The sequence below is a fragment of the Parachlamydiales bacterium genome, assembly GCA_041671045.1.
In the GTDB taxonomy this organism is placed as follows: domain Bacteria; phylum Chlamydiota; class Chlamydiia; order Chlamydiales; family JABDDJ01; genus JABDDJ01.
On record JBAZCF010000001.1, the window covers coordinates 552,371 to 574,891 of the forward strand.

The following is a 22,521-nucleotide window of genomic DNA, read 5'->3' on the forward strand; positions in this document are numbered from 1 at the left end:
TTGTAAAGGTAGTGGTCATATCTTCGATAACTATTACTTACTTGGAAATTCCTGATTTAACGTAGTTATCAACTGCTTTACCTGATTAGACATTTTTTTCGCCTCGTCAAGCGTGTCGTTTTTTTCTTTTGAAACCTCTTCCAACTCTTCATAAATGGTAGAATGTTGGAACTCTGCAAAGACCGCAGTGGTCATATCTTCGATAACTTTTTCTAATGTAAAGAACTCATTGATCATATCTTCGATAACTTTTTCTAACTTGGATTTTTCATCTCTAACGTAGTTCTCAACTGCCTCACGTGCGTTTCTAAGCTTTACTGCCAAATCTTGAAGCTGTACATCTTCAATTGTTCGTTCTATTGAAGCTTTTCTGAACTCTTCATCATAGGTAGATTGTTGTGCCTTAACAGCCTTAGATTTTGGTGTAAGCTCCTCTTCTAAAACCTTTATCTCTTTATTAAGAGTCTCAAGTTTTGAGATGAGCGCCAGATGTAGGCCTTTAAAATAATCATTCTGATCGTGGATAAATGAAGTGGGTATTACAGGTGCATATACTTTACTTTGATTAATTAGATATTGGTTGTGATGAACACCGTTTTTACCAAAAAGTGTTTCCATAGCAACTTGAATGTAAAATAGTGTAGATTTTAATTCGGTAACTATTTTTGGAATATAAGGCCCTCCAAGAGCGCGAAGAGCATTATCCACCTTGTCTTTTACTTGATTGCAAAGATGAAGTAATCCTTTTTTATCCTTAATTTGTTTTTCTAACATTCTTACAGAGTTTCTTTCAGCTTGCGTGGGGGCTTTGGCGTTAATGAAGACTTTATTACTTACTTCTTCATAATGTGCCTGGTATTCCATATCAACACGAAGTTTGGCTTCAATAAGAGCGTTGAGGGCAGGGTTTGTTGAGCTTTTATCCACAGGAGAAAAGGTAAACAAGTATTCGTACTCTTTGAAATGGGTATTCCACCAAGGATTGTTCTGGATATTAGTACGAGCTTCCAAGCTTTTGGGAGAAAGAGAAGGAGTTTTCATTATCGATTTGGCTTCACTTGCGACCCAAAACTTAAACAAAGGTTCATCTGCTGTAAACAAGCCCCAGGTGATTAGATAGTCCAAGGAATCATTTATATGGTTTGCGCGATAGAATTCCGGTTTAATAAGACTATTGGTTCTATCGATATATTTCTTAGCGTCCTTTAGAAAGGATGCCTTCATTATTGCCTTATCAATGTGTTCTAATAACTCTGTTTTAAAGTCATCATTAAGGTTTCCATGAATCATAAAGTGTTTGAGTTGTGAAAAGTCTTTGCGAGCGTTGAAAACATCAGCTATATTTTTTGCACTGAGGTTACATTCAAGAGCTGCTTTATAATCTCTCATCTCCAAAACATCTGCAGCAATGAGTTTTTTTACAATCTCTTTTGTTGGATGGTTTAAGTCTTTAACGCGGGAACGTGCGGAAAGCTGCTGATATTCATAGACAGAACATTTTTTTAACTGTTCTGCTAATATGCTTTCTACACCTTCTTTTGATATCCTCAATGTGTTAGTTAGCTCTCCGATAGTAGTGGAGATGTCATTGTAAGCTGCGTTCTTTGCCATTGAAACAAACTTAGCGGATACCTCTTGCTGCGATTTTTCGGATAAGACGTGGAAACATATATTAAACTTCACAAAAGAAATAAGAGTATTGCAAAGATTTAAATGATATTGGACTAAGGGTTCACCATGTTTAGTAATCAGGTCAAGATTTAATATATTTGAGGAGAGACTATCTTTTTCAATTTTTACGTTATGTTGTGTGTCATTCGGAAACTCGTCCTTCATGTAAAGAGCAGCACCAAATATAAAGGTAAGGGAGGCAGCGGCAATAGGAACAGCAGAAACGTAATATACGCCGATGGCAGCGGCTGTCAGACTGGTGGCTAAAACGACTTTGGCAAAGGGTTTAACGAAGCTTTCTCTTTCAAAGAATCTATCTGAACTTTTGAATTTCTCCGCCTCCCAATAGGAACTGGTATTAAATGGGTGGGAAGCTAAAATGCCAGGTGATGTCATCAGTATTCCTAAATAAAAAAAATTTAATAAAATATATTGTACACTTAATTTTAATTTTAGTCAATGATTTGTATTGATTGTTATTATGAAATAACTGTTTATTGCATAAAGTAAATAGTAATATCGAGATTAGATTGCGTTTGTAGTAGTATGATCCGAAGGTGGAAAATTAAGGTGTGATTTTATCGATGGTAGCTTCAAGAGTGCCTTTGGCAAGACGAGCGTTAAATTTATCTCCGGGTTTCATTTGCGAAGCGTCTGTTATAAGAGAGCCGTCCTTTTCATTGAAAAGCACACTGAAACCCTTGCTTAAAAGTACACGCGGATCTAAAGCCTGTAACGTTTGGCTTAACCCCTGCAACTTTTGTGCTTGGAGGGTGAGAGTAGTTTGTGCTGCGCGGTCGAGGGCTTGCTGCCAGCTAAGGAGTTGTTGCCTGCGCTGTTGCAGTTTTTTGCGCGGGTCTAGTGACTGCAGGAGCTTGGCTGCATGACTAAGTTTGACTTTCCATTGGTTCATTTTCGTAGGCAGAAGCCGATCACTTTGTTGACGGATATCGTCAATTTTTTGCATCCAACGTCCTAAAAGGTAATATGGAGTCATGAAGAGGGGATGGCGCAGAATCCCGCTGAGTTCTTGTTTATGTTTACGCAGGTGATGCAGCAAGGCCTGACAGCACTGGCGTTTCAGTTGATCTAGATGTTTCTGCAGTTCCAGTTGTTCAGCCATGACTATTTCAGCACATGCCGAGGGTGTGGGGGCGCGCACATCGGCAACATATTCTGCAATGGTATGGTCTGTTTCATGTCCGACGGCACAGATGATGGGAATACGGCTGAGGAATATCGCTTCCGCCACAATTTCTTCGTTGAAGCACCATAAGTCTTCAAAACTGCCTCCGCCGCGACCGACGATCATGACATCGACAGGAAGTTTATCATTGAAAAAACGGATAGCGCGTGCAATTTCTTCTGCGGCGCCGTCGCCCTGGACTTTTACTGGATTGAGTATAACGTGGAAGTTTGCCCCGCGCCGGTTAAGGATATTGAGGATATCTTGGATCGCAGCGCCGGTGGGACTGGTGATGATGCCGATGGTATGGGGAAGGAAAGGGAGCTTTTTCTTATGTTCTTTGCGAAACCAGCCGAGTTGGTGGACCTTCTTTTTGAGGGCTTCTAATTTAAGTAAAAGATCCCCCAGACCTTCTTTCTGCATTTTGCGAATGACGATTTGGTAGCGTCCTCCGGCGGGATACACATTGAGGGAGCCTTCAATAAGAACTTTGTCACCATTTTTTGGCTCGAAAGAAAGCGACGAAGCCTCGCCGCGGAACATGACCGCAGCAATCTGGGCTTGGGAGTCTTTTAATGTAAGGTACCAATGGCCCGATTGCTGCAGTTTGCAATTGCTAACTTCTCCCTGGAGCACAACTTGTGAAAACGCACCCTCCAAATTGTTTTTTATCGCAGCCGATAAAGCCGAGACAGTCAATGCGGAGGATACATCCAGGGTATTAGCCATACCACTATTCCGTTTGAGGTTTCATCCAAGGGAAGAAGAGGACATCACGGATAGAGTGTGCTTGTGTGAAAAGCATGACGAGGCGGTCGATACCAATTCCTACACCACCGGCGGGCGGCATACCTTGGCAGATAGCTTCTAGAAACTCTTCGTCAGAAGGAGCTGCTTCTTCATCGCCTTTATCACGTCTGCGTGTTTGTTCGTCGAAGAGGCTGCGCTGCAATTCCGGATCATTTAATTCGGTGTAGGAGTTGCAGGCTTCTCCACAGAGGATAAAGCTTTCGAAACGCTCAACGATACCTTGCATACGCTGTTCAGGGTCGCGGTGAAGTTTGCAGAGCGGCGTTGTCTCGATAGGGTGATCGGTGATGTGGTGAGGCTGGATGAGGTGTTTTTCGACATGGATCTCAAACAGAGCAGCAATCATCAGACCGCGTGAGAGGCTGTTGATTTTCTTCGGATCAATTTCACCGCTATCGGCAAGGAGGCGGTGCAATGCTTCATCAGATAGGGAATCTACATCCAGTTGAGCATAATGGCGCAGGCTTTCCTTCATCGACATTCTCTTCCAAGGTGCTTTGACATCAATAGTCACAAATTCGTCTTTACCGGGAAGGGGCACTTGCAGTTCTGTTGTACCAAAAAGCTTCAAAGCGAGCATTTGATAAAGGTTTTCAACAAATGCCATCATGTCATTGTAATCCCAATAGGCTGCATAAGCTTCCAATAGGGTGAATTCAGGGTTGTGGCTGCGGTCTATGCCTTCATTACGGAAAACTTTACCCATTTCGAAAACACGTTCGATGCCGCCGATAAGGAGTTTTTTTAGGGGGATTTCCAAGGAGATACGTAGGAACATTTCTTGGTTGAGGGCATTAAGCTTAGTCGTAAAAGGACGAGCTTCCGCGCCGCCGTAGGTGCTTTGCAACACCGGTGTTTCCACTTCCATGAAACGTTGGTCCGACATGTATTGGCGGATAAGCGAAAGGATCTGGCTGCGAACGCGGAAAACTTGGTGAATTTCAGGATTTGTGATGAGGTCTAACCAGCGTTTGCGGTAGCGCAGCTCTTTATCGGTCAAGCCGGAGTGTTTATCGGCAAGAGGAAGGAGGGTTTTGCAGAGGAGGGTGACTTTTTTTGCGTAGAGGGTGAGTTCGCCTTTATTGGTGAAGAAGAGGTTGCCTTCGATGCCGATGATATCGCCAAGGTCAATTTTCTTCTCGATGACTTTGTAGGCGGAGACGACATTTTGTCCGTCAGGTGCGGTCTGGGGTGTATATCCTTCGAGATGTGTATGTTCATTGTTGAACATGATCTGGATGCGTGTGTGGTCATCTTGGATATGGGCGAAGGCATTTTTCCCCATAGAGCGAAATAGGATCAACCTTCCTGCGATCTTTACTGTAGGCGTGGTGCCGGCGGCAGCTTCTTCGCTGTGCCCGAGCGGCTGTGATTCGTATTGCTTGCGGACTTCTTCGAGCGTGAGGGTAGGATTGAATTGATTGGGGTAGGGCTCGATCCCTAGGCTGCGCAGTTCAGCGAGTTTTCTGCTGCGGTTTTGGTACTCTTCATGAGTTAAATATTCAGGAGTATTTGATGATGTTGTGTGTGTAGGGGAAGACATTCTATTCCTTAGGGGTTGCGGACGCTTGTTCCGTTGGAGGTCCGGAGCGGACAAAGTCCAACCTGGCATAAGCGTAAATGGTTGTAGCGATGATTAAAAACATATAAATCGCCCAATTAATGACAAAAACTTTGGTTTGGCCGGTCGCTCTAAAAAAGGATTGTTTCTGTTGTGCCATGTCGATATCTCCGGAAAGTATTCCGAAAATTCTTATACCACACTTCCAATTAGGTCGTAATCAGTATGTCCAGTAATTTTAACTTTATATCTTTTGCCGAAGGCATCGACCTTTCTGCCGTCGTTGATGATAACCTGGCCATCGATGTCGGGACATTGGCCGTAGTGGCGCCCAACCATCAACATTTTGGATTCAGGATGGTAGCCTTCGACGACGACAGGAACTGTTTTACCTACCATCTTAGCGAGGACTTTTTTCAAAGTCTTCTTCTGTGTTTTCATCAACGCATGATAACGGCGATTTTTCACATTTTCGGGATGGTGGTCTTCCAGTGTGTCGGCATGGGAGCCTTTTTCACGGGAGTACTTGAAGATACCGACATTGTCTAACTGGTATTTTTCTAGGAAGGTGCCCAGTTCTTTAAATTCTTCTTCGGACTCGCCAGGGAAGCCGACGATGAGGCTTGTGCGGATGATAATGTCAGGAATTTCTTTACGCAGCTTCTCGATGACAGATAGGATTTGTTCACGTGAAGTAGTGCGACGCATCTTTTTGAGTACGCGGTCGTTGACGTGCTGGATAGGGATGTCAACATAACGGCAGATGCGTTTGTCGTTCTTCATCAATTCGATAAGCTCGTCGGTGATTTCATCCGGATAGAGGTAGAGAAGTCTGATCCAGTAGTCATTTTCATTTTTTAGTAGATCTTTAAGCAGGTCAACGAGACCGTCGGCGCGTTTATAGCCGTGGTCTTTACCGTAGTCGCCTAGATCTTGCGCAATGAGGATGATTTCTTGGACGCCCTGATTGAGTAAAAGTTCAAATTCTTTTTTGATCTGTTCTTTGCTCTTGCTCTTTAGAGGGCCCTTAATATTAGGGATGATGCAGTAAGAGCATTTTTTGCGGCAGCCTTCGGCTATTTTAAGGTAGGCAAAATGCTTAGGTGTGGAAAGTTGGCGGGGAACTTCACCTGCTTCGATATAACTGCGGGCGGAAGTAATCTGCATGCCTTTTTCTGTGGAGCGTACAGCTTCCAGAATTTTTTCCACATCGCCGGAACCAAGGTAATAGTCTACAGTAGGAAAGCGGTCTTTCAATTCAGGATGGTGAGTTTGGACCATGCAGCCGGTAACGATGAGTTTTGCGGATTCTTTGCGCTCATCCAATGTCATTTTGATTGTTTGAGAAGACTCGTTACGCGAAGCTTCAAGAAAACCGCATGTGTTGATAACGATATAGTCGGCTTCAGCCAGTACTTCAGTAGCTTCGTAGCCAGCACGCAAGAGGATGCCTAACATAACTTCACTGTCGACAAGGTTACGTGGGCAGCCTAAGCTGATAAAATGAATTTTATTTCCAGGCTCTATCCATTTTAGCTTGCCATCTGGCGGCAATGCAGTTTCTTGTTCAGGTTGAGGTAGATTATTTTTCTCTTTGATTACTGGCAGCATTTTACTTATCCATAAATTAATGGGGATAGTATACCCCGATCTCTAAAAACTTTCAATGGTTTACGCTTCAAAATACTATTGGCTTCCTAAAGGAATAACTGAAGTGTTCTTTAGAGGAAGCCCGTATTTCTCTGCTGAGGCGTTATAAAGTGTAACAATATATTGGAGATGATTTTGTACTCGATCTCTTACGGGTTTATCTAATTTTCTTAAGGAAAGCAAAAGTTGATAATTGTCTTGGAGGTCGCTTTTATCCCAAACCTTTTGTTTATCGTTTATAGGTTTATTCTTTACCTCTTCTAGATCTATTTCTAGGTCGTGTTGCTCATCTAAGAGGCAGTGCTGAAGTGCGCTTGTATATCGGTCCTCTGTTAGACATAGCAAAATATCCATATCTGACCACATTTTGATAGAATTTAGGGGAATTTCATGATCTTTAAATGCGTTCGAAGTTTCCAGAAAAAGCGATTCAACATCCTTAGTATTTTTATCGCTGTTTTCATATTTGAAGAGCTCAGCGAATAACTGACACGCTGGGCTCTTGGATGCATTATCTGAACAATAGTCATTAAAGCAGTCACGGACCGAGCTGGAGTAAAAGTCAGAGGGTTCTTCGGATACATCTTCCAGATATAGGTATTGATAGAGGGCCCACATTTTATAGGTGTCATCCTTAATAGTTTCCAAGCACGGGTTTAAGGTCGTTTTGAAATCCGAAAAATCGATAAGTGATGTCAATGCGAGCGAAATTTTATTGTAAATAAAATCTGTAGAGAACGAGGTATTTAGTTTTCTACTGAAAGCAACCGCCAGCGCTTGGGCTGGCAAACGGGATAATTGGTAGTCTGAAAATTCGATCTGTTGGAAAGCTTGATCAGGCAAGCTTTCTAATACCGCGCCTATAATATCTCTAGGTACCAATGTGAGGTGGTTATTCAGGTGGTTTAGCTCGGGTTTTGTTTGTAAGTCTGCAATCTGATTTGTTACCCGTTCGTCATATGCTAATGCATTTATCCTCTGCAATGCTTCTTCTCTTGAAGGGTCTTGGGCGGCCGCCGCTTTGATGTGAGGGTAAATAGAATTTATAGCTACTTTATTTGTCTGGTAAAAGTCGCTAGAATCCTGTGCGTTCTTCAACTTATCTAAAATACGCAGGCTGAGTTTATTCCGTAAGAAAGAAGGAGCATAATCAATAATGCGAGCCGTATACTGAAGAGTTTCCGAGTTGATTTCTTTGCATAGAAGGAAGGCTGCTGTATAGCTGCCGTGGATAGAATAGAAAAAATTAAAGAACTTGTCTTTTACAAATTGGAAAAGCTTAGAAAGATTTACTTGAAGGTAATACGTTTTCGCATGGATATACTGTATTGTAGAGAGTGGTAGACAAGAAATAGAAGGCATAAAATTATCCTGTAATAAAAAAATTTTACTAATAGTAACAGTTGCTTTGTATTTTTTTCAATATTTTTTATAATGGATAGTTATTAATCGAATTTAGAAATTGTGAAATATTACAAAATTAGAAAAATGTAGAGTATGGATTCACATCAATGGATATTTTAACGTTCTTGCTTTTGTGCCTTTGTTCTTCTGATAGATAAGCTTGTACCATAGGATAAACAGCAGGTCCGCGAATCAGGAATTGATACTTAAAATTCCCTTTAACTTTGGAATGTCCTGCCGGTAATAGTGCCATCACCAAATAAGTTTGAGGGAGCTTTCGTTCTACGCCGGCCCTAAACACTTCTGCGATATGGCTTACAGCCTGGGCATCTTTTCCGCTAAAAGCGATTTTTGCAAGCTGGGTAAAAGGAGGATAGCCAAAGATCTCACGCGTGGAGAGTTCTTCCGCAAAGAAACTTTCGAAATCTTGCCGCGCGGCATGTTGAATGACGGAATTCTCAGGCACGCAGGTTTGGATGATCACTTCACCAAGGGCGACGCCCCTGCCTGCACGCCCTGCTACTTGGGATAAGAGCTGGAAGGTGTGCTCGGAAGACCGGAAGTCAGGGATATTCAGGCTGCTATCACAGTTGAGGACACCTACAAGGGTGACTTCAGGGAAATGGAGCCCTTTGGCAATCATCTGCGTCCCTACGAGTACATCGGCTTTGCCGGTGCCGAAGTCGCGTAAGAGTTTCTGATGGCTGCCTTTATGTTTGGTTGTATCTGCGTCGATACGCAGGGTGCGGACCTCGGGGAAAATAGCCTGCAGCGAGCGTTCTACAAGTTCGGTGCCGACGCCGCGGAATTTCAAGGTGTCCTCGCTTTTACATGCAGGGCATTGGCGTGGGGGCGGGGATAATGTAAACCCGCATAGATGGCAGCTTAGGCAGTTGTCGCCGCGGTGGAAAGTGAGGGAGGTGTCGCAGTCATTGCATTTGATAGTCCCACCGCACGCTTTGCACATCTGCATGGTATGGTAGCCGCGGCGGTTGAGGAATAGGATAGTTTGCTCGCCTTTTTTCATGCGTTGGCTGATGCCATCGAGCAGTTTTTCTGAGAAGGTAGTGGGTCCTTGCGCTTTTTCGTATTCTCTTTTCATATCCACAATAGTTACAGAAGGCAATTTAGCATTGTCGGGGCGCATGGTAAGTTTGGAGAGCCCATATTTGCCTTTGATGGCATTTTGATAAGTCTCTAAGCTGGGTGTCGCACTCCCCAGTACAACGGTGGCATTGCTAAGCTTACCGCGCATGACGGCAATGTCCCGGGCGTTGTAACAGGGCATTTGGTCGGTCTGTTTATACGATTGTTCGTGCTCTTCGTCGACAATAATTAATCCAAGGTTAGGCAGAGGACTGAAAACGACAGAGCGGGCTCCGATGACGATACTGATTTTACCTTTATGGATATCTTGCCAGGCATCATACCGTTCTCCATCGCTTAACCGGTAGTGGAGAATAGCCATTTTTTCGTTGAAGCGGCAGCGGAACCTTTCAATGGTCTGTATTGTCAACGCAATCTCAGGAACCATCATGATAGCGCTTTTTCCTACTGCAAGAGTATGTTCGATGGCTTGCAGGTAGACTTCCGTTTTTCCACTGCCTGTCACACCGTATAAAAGGTGAGTTTGGAAAGACTGTTTGTCGATGCTGGAGGTGATATTTTGCAGCGCTACCGTCTGTTCTGGAGTGAGTTTCCGTGGGGGGGTGAGGAAATATTCTTCGTCTTCCAAAGGGGAGCGGTCGATGCGTACCATCTGCATTTCTAGAAACCCCTTTTTAACGAGGGCGTCCACGGCAGAGCGGGTAGATTCCGCTTTCTCTAAGAGGACAGACAGAAACATTCCTTTAACAGCGGGAAGGATAGTTTCAAGGATTTTAGCTTGGGAAGGGGCTTTTGTTCTGATTGCGGGGATGGCTTCTATAATCTCTTCACGCGTTTTAACACGCATGACGAAAAGCTGTTCTTGGTGTCCGGCGTCTTTGCGCACGCTGGCAGGCAGGAGGGAGCGGATGACATTGCGCAAGGGAGCTGCGTAATAGTTGGACATCCATTGGGCAAGCTCGAAAAGGTCAGGGGGGAGTGAGTCGCCTTCGCCGACAATACTTAAAATGGGTTTTAAATGACCAAATGAGCTTTCATTTTTAAGTTCGCTGACTGTGCCATAGCAAGTTCTGCCACGCACAGACACTTCAATGCGCATGCCGGGTGTTATTTTTCCTTGTAGATTTTCCGGTATAGAGTAGTCGAGCCTCTTGTCGAGGGCATTGTCAAGGATAACACTAGCGATGGACATATTTTCTGACGTTTTGACAGATGGTTGACCATAAGCTAGCTTTAAGGGAAGGGTTTTGCATATGCAGGGATAAATCAGGCAATGGCAACAGAGGGATATTCGGCAGAGGGGTGGATAGGCGATGTTCTGCCGCTATCATCAGCTTGGTAATAGCGGGATCAAATGCATTGTTAGTGCGGGCAATAACTTTACAAGGAATGTTGAAACAGCTTTGTATTGCTTCTGCAATGTGGTAAAGGAAGCGCAGTTCAGCTCCGGATTCGCCTTGCTTCAAAATGGCGATGATAGGGGCAAGATCGGGTTTTGGCGGTTCAACAACGCGCATATCAGGAAAAAGGGTGCGGATGTTTTGAAGCATCTCGTTATGATCTGACGTATGAGTTTTTTCTTGTGTTGCGGCAAGGCGGATTTCCCGCCTTTCCTCCTTGGGGGAAGCAGGTGCAGCTTCATTTTGGGTGAAGGGGAGCGGCTTCCTTTTGGGGGTTACAGCCGTAGGTGTATATGTAGGTGGAGCTGTTGTTTTCGGCAGCGAAGGTGCGGGGACGGATTGAGCAGCAGCAGGGGGTGCGGGGAGGGGGGTGGAGTCTTTGGCTTGGGAAGATGTGCGCAGGTATGCGCCATTTTCAGGCGAAAAATGTAGTTTATCTTCCGGAAGGTAATTTTCCAGAAGATATTTACGCAGGTCTTTAGCTAATAGACCAATCTCATGCTGCAATAAGTTTTCCATGGATGCAGTATACTTAAGAAACTAAAGCGATGCCAGTAAATTGCGGAGAGAAGGCAAGAGATTGGTAAAGCCGCGTGCATTAAATTTCTGAAGGAGCATATCGCCTATTTCTCCGGGAGTGCCGAATCCTCCATAGACCATCTCCTCAAAAAATTCGTGTGAGAAGCATTGAACGATTTCGTCTTTCTTTTGAATCAGGAATAAAACGATGTTTTCGTCTTCATTAAATGAAGTAATCCAAGCAGAGTAATGCCGTGCTATATTAATAGAAGTCGTCGCCAGCCTTTGAGTTTTTTCTTTGCATACTTTAGTTGAACATTCTTCGTGGCTGGTGAAATAGATGTCTCGTATTTGTCTTTCTAAACTCTCGACATAATGTTTTAGTGATGTAAGGGGGGCAGTGTCGCCGGAAAATGAATGCTGTAGCGAAGCAAGCTGAAGATATCTTTTCAAGCGTCTAAGCACTGTTTCCTGACTGCTCCATGAATGGTAGGGGAGAGCAGCTTTCTCTTCATCGAGCAATTCTAAAAGGCCCTGCTTTAACTCGTGCGGTGTTTGCCCTAAAGATTGGATGCAGTTTTGGATGCGCAAAATATCATTAAATATAATCTGTCCCAGCAGACAATAACCTCGCGGCGCTGCAGGCAAATCGTATCCGAGATGCAATGTATTTTGACATAAATGGGTCATTTAGGGAGTCCGGGGATTTGTCTGCAATTTATCAAAATAAATTCAAAATGCAAGAAAAAAATTAGAGTCTCTAGTAGGGAACTCCTTGAAAATTAATTAGTTTTGAAATTGAATACAAAAAAAAACACAAAGGAGGAAGTATGGCTAATCCAATGGTGCCCCCTTATGGAGGAACAGTCTCCATGCCTATAGATGCAGTCCCCCGGATGTGGAAACTTTGTATTGCACTGGATGAAAGAATTAAAAGGCTGGAAAACAGGATTCCCGAGTTTTGCCCCCATTGCGAAAGCAGGTTGGATAACGTAGACGATCGTGTGTCAAAACTAGAAGAAGATAACGAAGAATTTAAAGAAGCGAGCGTTCATCAATTAAAAATTATGACTGAAATAATGAAACAATTAACGTCTCTCTCTGGGCAAAAATAAATAGACTCTGTAGGATGTAAGTACTTCAATCCTAAAGGAAAGTATTCATGAAAAATTTACTATTTAGCATGTGTCTTTTCGCAACAACATTCGGCGGAGCAGCTGTGACAGCACTAGAGACAAATAATCAACCCCAAGTCATCATTTTGATGGGACCGCCTGGATCCGGCAAAGGAACACAGGCGATACAACTAAGTAAAGAACTAGGTATTCCCCAAATTTCTACGGGAGATATTTTGCGTGAAAACACACGCAACAATACAGAGCTGGGAAAACAAGCCAAACAATATATGGAAGCGGGGAAATATGTTCCCGATGAGCTGATATATGATATGTTGTTCGACCGCATAGCCCAGCCCGATGCTAAAAAAGGCTACTTATTAGACGGCTTTCCGCGCACTCTTGCACAGGCGGAATCTTTAGAGAATAAGCTCGCAGGTAAAGCAAATGTCACCGTAGTAAATCTTGATGTCCCTGATGAAATTATCGTGAAAAGAGTTTCCGGAAGAGTCCAATGTAAAAATGGACACGTCTATAACATCTACTTTAACCCACCTAAAGAACCGGGTAAATGCGATATCGACGGCGAAGCCCTAACACAGCGGAACGATGACCGTCCTGAGATTGTTGCAGAGCGTCTTAAAGTATATCATACGCAAACCTCGCCCGTTCTGGACTACTATAAGAAAAAAGGCCTGTTAATAACTTTGAACGGAAATCAATCTCCTGACATCGTTTACAAAAATCTTTTGGATGCTATTTCTAATAAGCATGCAAATATAAGACCTTGACGCAGTCAAGTAGTACAGATACGTCATTATCTTCGACGTATCTGTACAAATCAGGCCGTCCTTAGACCTGTTGTACCCGGCGCACCTCTTCAATAAATGTTCTAAAAACTTCAATGAGGAATTCTATGAGAAAATCAATCCTTTATATGGCGATATTACTTTCGTGCTTCGCCTTGAACCTCCAAGCATTCATATCCGTCCCGCGAACTGAAAAAGCATTTGCTGAAGCAGAGGGTTTTGGCGAATACACTCAAGGCGGCAAAGGAGGCAAAATTCTAGATGTAACGACTCTTGAGGACACAGATAAAAAAGGCAGTTTGCGCTGGGCAGTATCGCAAGACTACCCCCGCATAATTCAATTCAAAGTAGAAGGGATCATCGTCCTAAAGGATAACTTGGTTATTAAAAACCCGTTCTTAACAATTGACGGATCCACCGCGCCGGGGGAAGGCGTTACCCTGAAAGATGGATCGTTGATCGTTAATGACACGCAAGATGTGATTATCCGTTATCTGCGTGTACGACCCGGTGACCAGGCAGCCTTAGGTAAGGGGCCTTGGAAAAAGAAAAAACGTAAGAACTTTCCTGAAGATGCCATTACCGTAAACAATTCTACCTATGTGATCATCGACCATTGCTCCGCTTCTTGGGGCTCTGACGAAGTTGTTTCCGTTGTGGGATTAAGTGAGAATGTCACTGTGCAATGGTGCTTTATTACTGAGCCATTGGCTAATCCTAAGCTGCATATTGAGAATGGAATACAAATATCCCACCCCTACTGCGCTCTTGTCAGTGCGAAAAATGTCTCCTATCATAAAAATTTAATTGCGTATTTTCGCATCCGCGGTCCCCAATTAAGCAGCAATTATGATAACAGCTTTAAGGAGGCCGTTAATAACTATGTATTTGCTTATGAAAGCTCCGGGATGAGATTTACTCTTCAAAATACGACAACCTATCTGCAATTGATTGGTAACTATTTCCAACAACCCAATACATTTAAACAAAATTCAAAAGCCATCCATTTGTTGTATGCAAACCCGGAAGATGCTAATACTATTTTCAATCCAAAACTTTACCTACACGATAACTTAAGTCCGATTCGGCAAAACATTACAGATGATGAATGGAAACTAGTAGCTTCTGATATCACTACAGAAGAAGAAAATAATATTTATGCCGCTGCGCCTTTATTTACTTCTTCAGTAAATCCTATCCCAGCAACGCAAGTTCCGAATGTGGTTTTGGCTAACGCCGGCGCTACTCTTCCTGTAAGGGATCGGGTGGACGCACGTATTGTCAAACAAATCCGTAAGGGAAAAGGCACTATCATTAACAGCCAAGAGGATGTAGGCGGATATTAATCCTCAGCAACCTTGTCCTAGTATGGGATGGGAGTGCGGCGAGACTTGTCGCCGCTTTCCCAGCCTTTGACTTGTCGAGGGCATCTTTACACAATGTTTTTTAAAAGACTAAGGGCCCTCTACTAGGAAAAGCTCGCTTCGTAAAATCCTGAAGCATCAGCGAGACCTTGTCCTAATATAGGATACACTTTTACATCAAAGACGCATGAATTTATACGCATGCTTAACGTAATCCTGCAAGGCTCCACGTGAATAGATGCGGTTGGCTTTTACATCTGCTACGGTACGCAACCCTAAGGTATTCAATATATGTTGGACATCTTGCAAAGTATTTTTCCGATCGGGTTCCGCCAAACCTAAGGCTTGGAAATCCTCTAGATAGACTATACCCAAGACAGCCAATGCTTCGATGGAAGGGTCAGAATCCATTAATAATCGATCATAGATAGCCCCTAAGCGTTCTTCAATCTTCAAATGAAGGCCGGTAGCCTGAGTGAGATCATTCTTCTTTTTTCCCAGGCTTTGCAGCCGTAGTCTTTCAGCCGCCTCTTTGATGGGACTTAATAATGCTACCAGCTGTTGTCTATCGCTTTGCCACGCTAACTTCAAGGCGTTCTGTAAGGCTGTCGTAAGGTTTGCCATTTCGTTTTCCAATGAGGAAATATTCTGATAAAGAGGCTCAATCCCTGATGCAGTATCATTTAAAGTACTTATTTCTATTAAGCAGCGCTCTGTTTTTACTGATAATTCAGACAATGATTTCTCGGCTGAGTGGCCAAAAACCGTTAACTGATGCAGCAAGGGTTCTTCATGGATGGATTGATATAATAGCAATAGAATGGGATCTGTAAGATTTATCAGTAACCCACTGAATGTTTCTTCTGTCATTCCTAGAAGAAACGCTGACAAGTTACGCGATGAAACTTTCTTTTGACGTTCCAACACCTGTATGACGTTTTCTAGACTTAACAGGTTCCCTAGTTTCTCTAATTCTTTGGAAACAGTCTCTTCTTGCAGCGCTAATAAGGCTTGAATTTGTTCCAAAGTGTAGCCGTGAATGTCCAATCCCATTATCATGTCTCAAAAATTGTTTAACATTGTATATACCGTAAATATGAAATAGGAACAAAGGTTAGTCGTGATTTTTAAACAAAGCTCCGGCATTAGTCCTGCTGCTAATGACATTTCTATCGTTTCAGCTTCAACTCTGACGGGAAACGAAGAGCTATGGGCTCCTTCCAATGCTTTCTATGCACGTTTGAAAAAATACGGCCCTTTAATACTCCGTATTTCCATGCCCACAACATCGGGTGAAGAGCGCCTTGTCAATGAATGGATCAGTAACCTTAAAGGGATACACCCGTTATTTATTCCGCTAGGCACTTCAACTCCTACACAGATTTTATTCAATTCTTATCGCAGATGCAGCAAATCGCACAAAGAAAATCGATGTATTACTGTCGCTTTGGCCTTTCCTTGGAAAGATCCTGCAGCGATAGGCAAATCTTCTCAAATCATTGATCCTATCTCCCAGCGGCAAGCCCTCGCAAAATTTAACTTTATGGCACTTTCTTTCTATACTCAGCAATACTCGTTTCTTTGTCGTAAAATTTTATCCGATGTGCGCTATACAGAACCGGATGCTTATCATTTAACTGCGGCTGTAGAAACATTCACGCGTGAGGTCTATTCCTTATTGACAGAGGAATCATTAAAAACCATAGATACATTCTGGGCTAGTCCCTTAGAGGCGTCACAGACTATACAGGGAATTTTAACAAATCCTGCGTGGAATGAACTTAGAAGTGGGCTTATTAATCAGCTGCTATCCTTAGGTGGTATCATCGACGCGATATATCGATTGAATATAGAGGATAAGGTCCTAAAATCCATTGCCCATACCGGTTATTTGCTAGCAAAACTTATGTTAGAAGAGATAAATAGTTCTGCGACACGTCCTAAAGAGGATATTCCTTTAGAATGGGACGCAAAAGCTCTGCTATGGCAGTCTGTTTCCATGCGCTTAAAGTTTATACCTATCGTACTAGGGACTGATCAGCCCGGTCTGGCTGATGTTCTGTTTGGATTTTTCACTGCCTCGGGTACTACGAAAGAACAGATCAGCGGCAGTGCACATTACCACATGATCCTTCAATGGAATGAATTGAAGCAGCATTGGAATGATATCATAGAACATAGGGGAATCAACGATGCCTCCACCTGGATTCAGAAAATAAAAGACCATCCTCAAGGCGATCTTTCCAAGGGAATAGTGGGACTAGTGTATTTGCAGGAAGCCTTCTACTCAACTTTGGAAGAACTCTCACATAAATTTATTGGCATGCAACATAATAATGCAAGGGTACATACCGACCTTCCGGCTAGTATGGCCCATCTCTTACCTGCATTCACAGTAGACGAAAGAGGGAATGCACATCCCGCGGAATTTCCGTCACAACTGACTGCTATGATAGTTACCTCTTAAGCCGGTATCCTCAGGATTCAAACACAATAGGTTGGCCGAAGGACGCTTCCAATCTCGTAACTATAGTTTTTGCAGCTTCTAATTGAATCAACTTTTCAGTATAGGCGAGGTTTTTAGGAAGGTTATCATTCAGAGTTTCTTCAATAAAATTACTTAAATCTTTTTTGTATTTTCTAAATTGGGCCTGGTACGAAGCAGCAGCATCCCTATAAGGTTTTTCATCTTTTAAATATTCCTCTTCTAGACCGGCAAACTGACTTTTTTCCGCAGCTTCTTCTTCTTCAATCGATGCTAGGATTGTATTTAGTATCTTTTCGAGATCATCCCATTTCGGTGAAGTATCCCACATATAACTCGATACAAACAGACCTTGTTTACTAGCTATATTCAGCTCGGTACTGCAACTACGGTTAACTTTAATGCAAAGATCCTTAATAACTACTAAATTTTTACTTTGCACAGCTGTTAAAGCCTCATTGACTAAACTTTTTTTATTAGCTATTGATTTAAGCTCTCTTCCGGAGGCCCTATAAGCAGAGTGTTGTTCTTCAGCATTTTTCAATCTATTAAGTTCATCGAGCCAAGACACTGGATGCTGCGTTCGCGTCGAATCTGACATATACATCTCTGTTGCTTTCGTTCGGTGTGAGTCCTTAATAGCATCCATTTCCCTTTCGATTTTTGAAGCTTGTTTTTTTCCTGCATCAAGCTGCATCTGCCATGCACAGTAGTCAGCTATTTTTTGTTTGAAATTTGCAATGCCTTCAGGCGTTTGTCTATCAATATCTCTTAATATCTCTACAAGCGGCCCTGAAAAAACATCTAGATTAATATTTTCAACAACAGTGTTTATAGTACGGTCTGTATTATTGCTATTTAGGAAATCGACAACATGGTTGAAATTTTTCAGATTGTTAAAAATTTCTGCAATAGACTTTAGAGGAATGTCTGATTCAAAAATTGCTATCGAACAATGGATTAAGGAATAATTATTTTCTAATTTCAAACATAACGCTCCTTTAAGAGCGGTGGAAGGTATTAAAGTACGACAATTCTGTACCATTTCGGAAAATGTGTGGGCACTAAAACGGGCACTCCAAATATCTGTCATTTCGCATTCAGTAAATTTGAACTTCACTTGGAAAATCTTTTCTTGTTTTCCATCAAAGGAGGTAGAGGATAAAGAGGCAAGATCCTTAAGATGGGTTTTAAGCATGGTTTGGGCATCTTGAGAGAAAATTTCAAAACAATCCTGAAAAAAAGTGATCAGATTTTCCAATGAATTGGAATTACGCTGAAAGTGGAAATTAAAAAGGCTAAGAGCGGCTTCTTCATTTTTATGCTTCTTATAAACTTCTGCATCAAAGCGGGAAGAAATCTCAGTTTTAGCTTTATTGATCTGAAATGTAGAGTCCTCAGGAAATTCCATTTTTCGGGCAAAATAATAACCTGCAGTAATTGCAATAGCGCCTGCGGTAAGGGGGACTGCAGATAAGTAAAACCCGCCCCAGGCTACTGCTGCTAGCCCGGTAGCTAATAGGGACGTGGAAACAGACTTGAAGAACAATTCTTTTTGGTAGAATTTATCTTCACATTTAAATAATCCACTCCAATAGGTATCCCTTTTAAAAGGTTCTAAATCTAATAGTCCTGAATATTGATTAATTGTTGACATCTTGAGCCATAGTCTATTTTTATTTATTATTTAATTCTTGCTTCTTAGCATTATAGGTATCTCTAATCAGTGCAACAATTAAGCAACATTCCCTTTTCACCCGGCAGTTTCCTACAAGCAGTCTTAAGTTGGGCAGTCAAAGGACTCTAATGAAATAGATAGATGTAATATTCTAAAATTTTTATTGATATAAAGTCAATATTATAGTTATAGTGTGGATACTACAAATTATTAACTTAATATCACTAATGCAACGATTATTTCTTTGTGTAATTCTTTTAAGTTTGCACATCTTACCCCTCGGCGCTGCAGAAGCTAAAACTATTCACGCTTTGCTCGTGTGTGATACCACCGAGTATTTAGCAGGAATTTCAGCCCAACGCGACTGTGAAAAGATGAATGCTGAACTGGAAAGAGCTGCTCACTTTTCAGGAATGAAGACTAATATTGTCAAATTGACCGGAAAAGAGGCTACTCCACGTAAGTTATTCCAGACCCTTAAGAAAATCGATGTCAAATCCAAAGACACCTTTGTGTTTTATTTTAGCGGGCATGGGTACCATCCCGAAGATAAGCAGGGTAGTCGTTGGCCTTATCTGTATTTTAGTCTAGTAGGTAAAATGGTTCCTTTGCAGGAAGTTTTAGATGAGATCACCGCAAAAAAACCACGTTTAGCCATAGTCTTTGCCGATAGCTGCAATAACTATCTGGATAATGAACTCCTAGGAAATATAGTGTTTCACAAATCCTTACTGGTGAACCCTGTGACAACTCTAAGGAAACTGAACGGTTACAAAAAACTTTTCCTTCAATCCAAAGGCCTTTTGATTGGAACGGCTGTAACGGAAGGGGGATATGCAGAAGCGACAGATGAAGGCGGTTTATATACGGAGACTTTACTCTCTGTTATTCGTCAAAAAGTATTGGAGGCAGAAGCCTTAAATTGGACGAATGTGATGCTGCATGTACGTGAAAAGATGATCCAAGCAAATAAGCCTATCCCGGATTTTCATTTTGAGCAGTAACAGCCAAAATCTTTATCCTCAAATATTAGGTTTTCACACTTTTAAAGCTGCTACACCTCTTTTTTCAAAAATAAATGCAAGGTTTTTTGCGCCTTTTATTGATTTTTGTTTTTTTTATCGCATAATTCTCTAGGATTTTTTTCGTAGATTGCTCATGATGAGGCGCAAATGACAAAATCTCCATGCGACCACTATGACTTTTTGGGACCAGTTTAAAAAACAGCTTACGGCGATCATCGATCTGCCTATCGAAGCAGCTCAAGGCGGGGCTGTAAGAAGGCAAGCGTATGTCTCACCCTCTGGAACTGTGACCCCTGCTTCTTCCACCACCTTTACTTATCCCACAGCCGCTCATAAGACTGTTATCAATAAAGTTAAGGGCGCACGCGAGCCCTCTACAGGTCGCACAGCATACTCGCATGGACTTGAAAAAATCTATTCGCTTGAATCCGTCGATCCGAAGTCCATCCGTGTGATGGGTAGCGGGGCAGAGAAAGCTCAAGTTCCTTCTAAAACATTATGTCCGCTAACTGAACTAGAAGCACAAGTAGAGTTTGATTTTGGTCCTGCGTATAGGCATTGGATTACCCCTTGTTTTCTATTAGAGCCTTTGCATGTTCTTGGACTCTCCAGCCAAACAGAAAAGCTTTTGCTCGGATTAAACAAACAAACTGTGGATGACCTTATCAGCGTAGACCTTTCGTCACTTGTCCATATCAAAGGCTTTGGACAAGGGCACATCGACGAACTAGAAACTAAACTGCGTAAATATATTGCAGGGCGTCCCTGCCATAAGAGCAGAAGTGTAGATTGGCCTGCATGGCTTAGAAGTATGACGTCGCAACTGTCTATAAAAGAAGCTAAAGTATTTTTAGATCATTTTGGTTTAGGTACAAGTATTGCAGTGCCGGCACATATCGCTATGGAATTACGCCGTGCTTCAAAAGAAGAAAAAAACACCCTTTTCAACCAGTCTTTAGAGGCATTAAGAAACTCCAAGCTTGGAGATGTGAAAGCGCGTTGGAGCTATATTCTTCAAGCTTTGGTAATACCTTGGATGTATTATCGAGAAGGTTTTGCTTCGGTAGAAGATTTAATGGAAAGATTGGAATGCATATCCAATGAGCCTGAGCATGTGGGAAAAGTATTAAAATTACTTTCCGAACTGACCGGGGACACCTCCGCCTTTGCTAATGACCTAGTGCAAGTGGAAGAGAATCTTTTTGCTGTAAATCCTGAAAAAGGAATTTTCATCGCTCGCTTATTGGAACTTTGCAGATCGTATTTCTATTCCTCTGAATGTGCCTATAAGTGCAATGAGCTGTCTTCATGGCTGACACGCGAGCTTGCCAAGGAATGGGTAGAGTGCTCACAAGAGGGGATTGCTAAGTTATTGTCCTATACCTCAACCTTGTCTTCCTACAGAACAACCTCAGGCTTATTCTATAAGCTTAATTTCAGCGCCTAAGACGGCATGCATCACAGACTCCGCACGGAGCATTTTCAGCCGTAGGAGCATAGCAACTGAATGTTAATTCCAAAGGCGATCCTAACCGCTTTCCCAAAGCTATCACTTCATGTTTTTTTAATCCGACGAAAGGAGCGATAATTTTTGAAGGACGGCCTTCAATACCTTGTTTTGTCGCAAGGTTAGCTACCTGTTGAAAGGCCTCAAAGTAGGCAGGGCGACAGTCCGGATAGGGGAAATGGTCATCTGCATTAGAACCTATATAGATCTCATAGGCTCCGTGGACTTCAGCGACGGCGATTCCATAGGAGAGGAAAATAGTATTGCGGGCAGGAACATAAGTGGGGGCGACACCGCTTTGTTCTATTTCTTCTTTCGTTCTATTTGTTGGTACTGGTTGATTGGACAATAAGAGCGATACGGCTTCAGCACCCCAGCTCGGAAGCTGCAGGACGATATGCGGAATATTGTAGAATTGCGAGATTTTGGCGGCACTGTCTAATTCCGTTCTGTGTCTTTGTCCATAGTCAAAGCTGAGAGCAATGCACTCTCGCCCTTCACTCAGTGCATAGGCCAAGGCTACAGCAGAGTCCACTCCGCCGCTTAATAAAATGATAGCTTTCATTTATCAAACACCTTTTGTTTCCGGATCCCAAATGAACTTGTGAACCTGCAAATTCAATCTGACGTCTAATGCGTCTTCAAGCATCCATTGAATAAGGTCTTTAGGATCTAATTTTCCATGTACAGGAGAAAGGAGCACTTCTTCCACTAGATGGGTTAGACCATGTTTATGGCACACATCGCGCGCCCACTCATAGTCAACTCGATCTAACAGGACAAATTTGACCTCATCACTTCCCTTGAGAATAGGAATATTTCCCCAGTAATTTTTAGCGCTCATACCACTGCCGGGACATTTCAGGTCTAAGATAATTTTAACGTCCGGATGCACATGCGCAATAGGTAAAGATCCACCGGTCTCCAAGCTAAGTTTATACCCCGCTTCACACAATCGGTTCATAAGAGTATGAACGTCTTTTTGTAGCAAAGGCTCGCCGCCGGTGACGCACACGTATTTACATCCGAACTCTTTGACTTTGTCGATAATAACTTCGACTTCCCAAGGCTCTCCTCTTCCAAAAGAATAGGTGGTATCACACCAAGTGCAACGTAAATTACAAGCCGCCAATCTTATAAATGTTGTAGGTAAGCCGGTATAAGAGGTTTCACCCTGCACGCTACGGAATATTTCAATAAGATTTAATTTAGAATTCACAATATTTATAC

At 42.5% G+C, this 22,521-nt stretch carries 19 protein-coding genes; 6 read left to right on the forward strand and 13 right to left on the reverse strand.

Going from position 1 to position 22,521, the window contains the following annotated elements:
- Positions 1–33: 33 nt before the first annotated feature.
- The 9 genes from WC222_02540 to WC222_02580 form a co-directional block, all read right to left on the reverse strand.
- The gene (locus tag WC222_02540; protein ID MFA6915248.1) at positions 34–2,067 is read right to left on the reverse strand and encodes a hypothetical protein; all 2,034 of its coding nucleotides are present in this window, start codon (positions 2,065–2,067) and stop codon (positions 34–36) included.
- 169 nt (positions 2,068–2,236) lie between these two features.
- Positions 2,237–3,586 (reverse strand): exodeoxyribonuclease VII large subunit, encoded by a 1,350-nt coding sequence (gene xseA, locus WC222_02545; GenBank protein MFA6915249.1) that lies wholly within the window; start codon positions 3,584–3,586, stop codon positions 2,237–2,239.
- Positions 3,587–3,590: 4 nt separating this feature from the next.
- On the reverse strand, positions 3,591–5,210 hold the full coding sequence (gene lysS, locus WC222_02550) for a lysine--tRNA ligase (protein ID MFA6915250.1): 1,620 nt from the start codon (positions 5,208–5,210) through the stop codon (positions 3,591–3,593).
- 1 nt (position 5,211) lies between these two features.
- On the reverse strand, positions 5,212–5,388 hold the full coding sequence (locus tag WC222_02555; protein MFA6915251.1) for a hypothetical protein: 177 nt from the start codon (positions 5,386–5,388) through the stop codon (positions 5,212–5,214).
- A gap of 32 nt (positions 5,389–5,420) precedes the next feature.
- The gene (rimO, locus tag WC222_02560) at positions 5,421–6,839 is read right to left on the reverse strand and encodes a 30S ribosomal protein S12 methylthiotransferase RimO (protein ID MFA6915252.1); all 1,419 of its coding nucleotides are present in this window, start codon (positions 6,837–6,839) and stop codon (positions 5,421–5,423) included.
- A gap of 75 nt (positions 6,840–6,914) precedes the next feature.
- The gene (locus WC222_02565; protein ID MFA6915253.1) at positions 6,915–8,240 is read right to left on the reverse strand and encodes a hypothetical protein; all 1,326 of its coding nucleotides are present in this window, start codon (positions 8,238–8,240) and stop codon (positions 6,915–6,917) included.
- 118 nt (positions 8,241–8,358) lie between these two features.
- Positions 8,359–10,581, reverse strand: coding sequence for a primosomal protein N' (gene priA, locus WC222_02570; protein ID MFA6915254.1), 2,223 nt, complete (start codon positions 10,579–10,581; stop codon positions 8,359–8,361).
- Positions 10,568–11,308 (reverse strand): hypothetical protein, encoded by a 741-nt coding sequence (locus tag WC222_02575; protein ID MFA6915255.1) that lies wholly within the window; start codon positions 11,306–11,308, stop codon positions 10,568–10,570. The genes priA and WC222_02575 overlap by 14 nt, the downstream gene beginning before the upstream one ends.
- 21 nt (positions 11,309–11,329) lie before the next feature.
- Positions 11,330–11,998 (reverse strand): hypothetical protein, encoded by a 669-nt coding sequence (locus WC222_02580; GenBank protein ID MFA6915256.1) that lies wholly within the window; start codon positions 11,996–11,998, stop codon positions 11,330–11,332.
- Between the two features lie 140 nt (positions 11,999–12,138).
- Between WC222_02580 and WC222_02585 the strand changes: the two genes are divergently transcribed.
- From WC222_02585 to WC222_02595, 3 genes are all read left to right on the forward strand, one after another.
- Positions 12,139–12,423, forward strand: coding sequence for a hypothetical protein (locus WC222_02585; protein ID MFA6915257.1), 285 nt, complete (start codon positions 12,139–12,141; stop codon positions 12,421–12,423).
- Positions 12,424–12,470: 47 nt separating this feature from the next.
- Positions 12,471–13,214 (forward strand): adenylate kinase, encoded by a 744-nt coding sequence (locus WC222_02590; GenBank protein ID MFA6915258.1) that lies wholly within the window; start codon positions 12,471–12,473, stop codon positions 13,212–13,214.
- Between the two features lie 125 nt (positions 13,215–13,339).
- Complete coding sequence (locus tag WC222_02595; GenBank protein MFA6915259.1) at positions 13,340–14,578, forward strand: hypothetical protein; 1,239 nt, start codon at positions 13,340–13,342, stop codon at positions 14,576–14,578.
- 195 nt (positions 14,579–14,773) lie between these two features.
- Here WC222_02595 and WC222_02600 read toward each other — a convergent pair whose 3' ends face one another.
- Positions 14,774–15,649 (reverse strand): hypothetical protein, encoded by an 876-nt coding sequence (locus WC222_02600; protein ID MFA6915260.1) that lies wholly within the window; start codon positions 15,647–15,649, stop codon positions 14,774–14,776.
- Positions 15,650–15,716: 67 nt separating this feature from the next.
- Between WC222_02600 and WC222_02605 the strand changes: the two genes are divergently transcribed.
- On the forward strand, positions 15,717–17,063 hold the full coding sequence (locus WC222_02605) for a hypothetical protein (GenBank protein ID MFA6915261.1): 1,347 nt from the start codon (positions 15,717–15,719) through the stop codon (positions 17,061–17,063).
- A 10-nt stretch (positions 17,064–17,073) separates the two neighbouring features.
- On the opposite strand, the gene WC222_02610 is transcribed toward WC222_02605, so the two are convergent.
- Positions 17,074–18,738, reverse strand: a complete 1,665-nt coding sequence (locus WC222_02610) for a hypothetical protein (GenBank protein MFA6915262.1) — start codon at positions 18,736–18,738, stop codon at positions 17,074–17,076.
- A 248-nt stretch (positions 18,739–18,986) separates the two neighbouring features.
- Between WC222_02610 and WC222_02615 the strand changes: the two genes are divergently transcribed.
- Together WC222_02615 and WC222_02620 are read left to right on the forward strand one after the other, a co-directional pair.
- Positions 18,987–19,763: a caspase family protein gene (locus tag WC222_02615; protein MFA6915263.1), complete on the forward strand. Its 777-nt coding sequence runs from the start codon at positions 18,987–18,989 to the stop codon at positions 19,761–19,763.
- A 193-nt stretch (positions 19,764–19,956) separates the two neighbouring features.
- Positions 19,957–21,231: a hypothetical protein gene (locus WC222_02620; protein MFA6915264.1), complete on the forward strand. Its 1,275-nt coding sequence runs from the start codon at positions 19,957–19,959 to the stop codon at positions 21,229–21,231.
- Here the strand turns inward: WC222_02620 and queC are convergent.
- Positions 21,221–21,856, reverse strand: a complete 636-nt coding sequence (queC, locus tag WC222_02625; protein MFA6915265.1) for a 7-cyano-7-deazaguanine synthase QueC — start codon at positions 21,854–21,856, stop codon at positions 21,221–21,223. The genes WC222_02620 and queC overlap by 11 nt on opposite strands.
- Positions 21,857–21,859: 3 nt before the next feature.
- Positions 21,860–22,510 carry a radical SAM protein gene (locus WC222_02630; GenBank protein MFA6915266.1) on the reverse strand — a complete coding sequence of 217 codons (651 nt, stop codon included), beginning with the start codon at positions 22,508–22,510 and terminating at the stop codon, positions 21,860–21,862.
- Positions 22,511–22,521 lie beyond the last annotated feature (11 nt).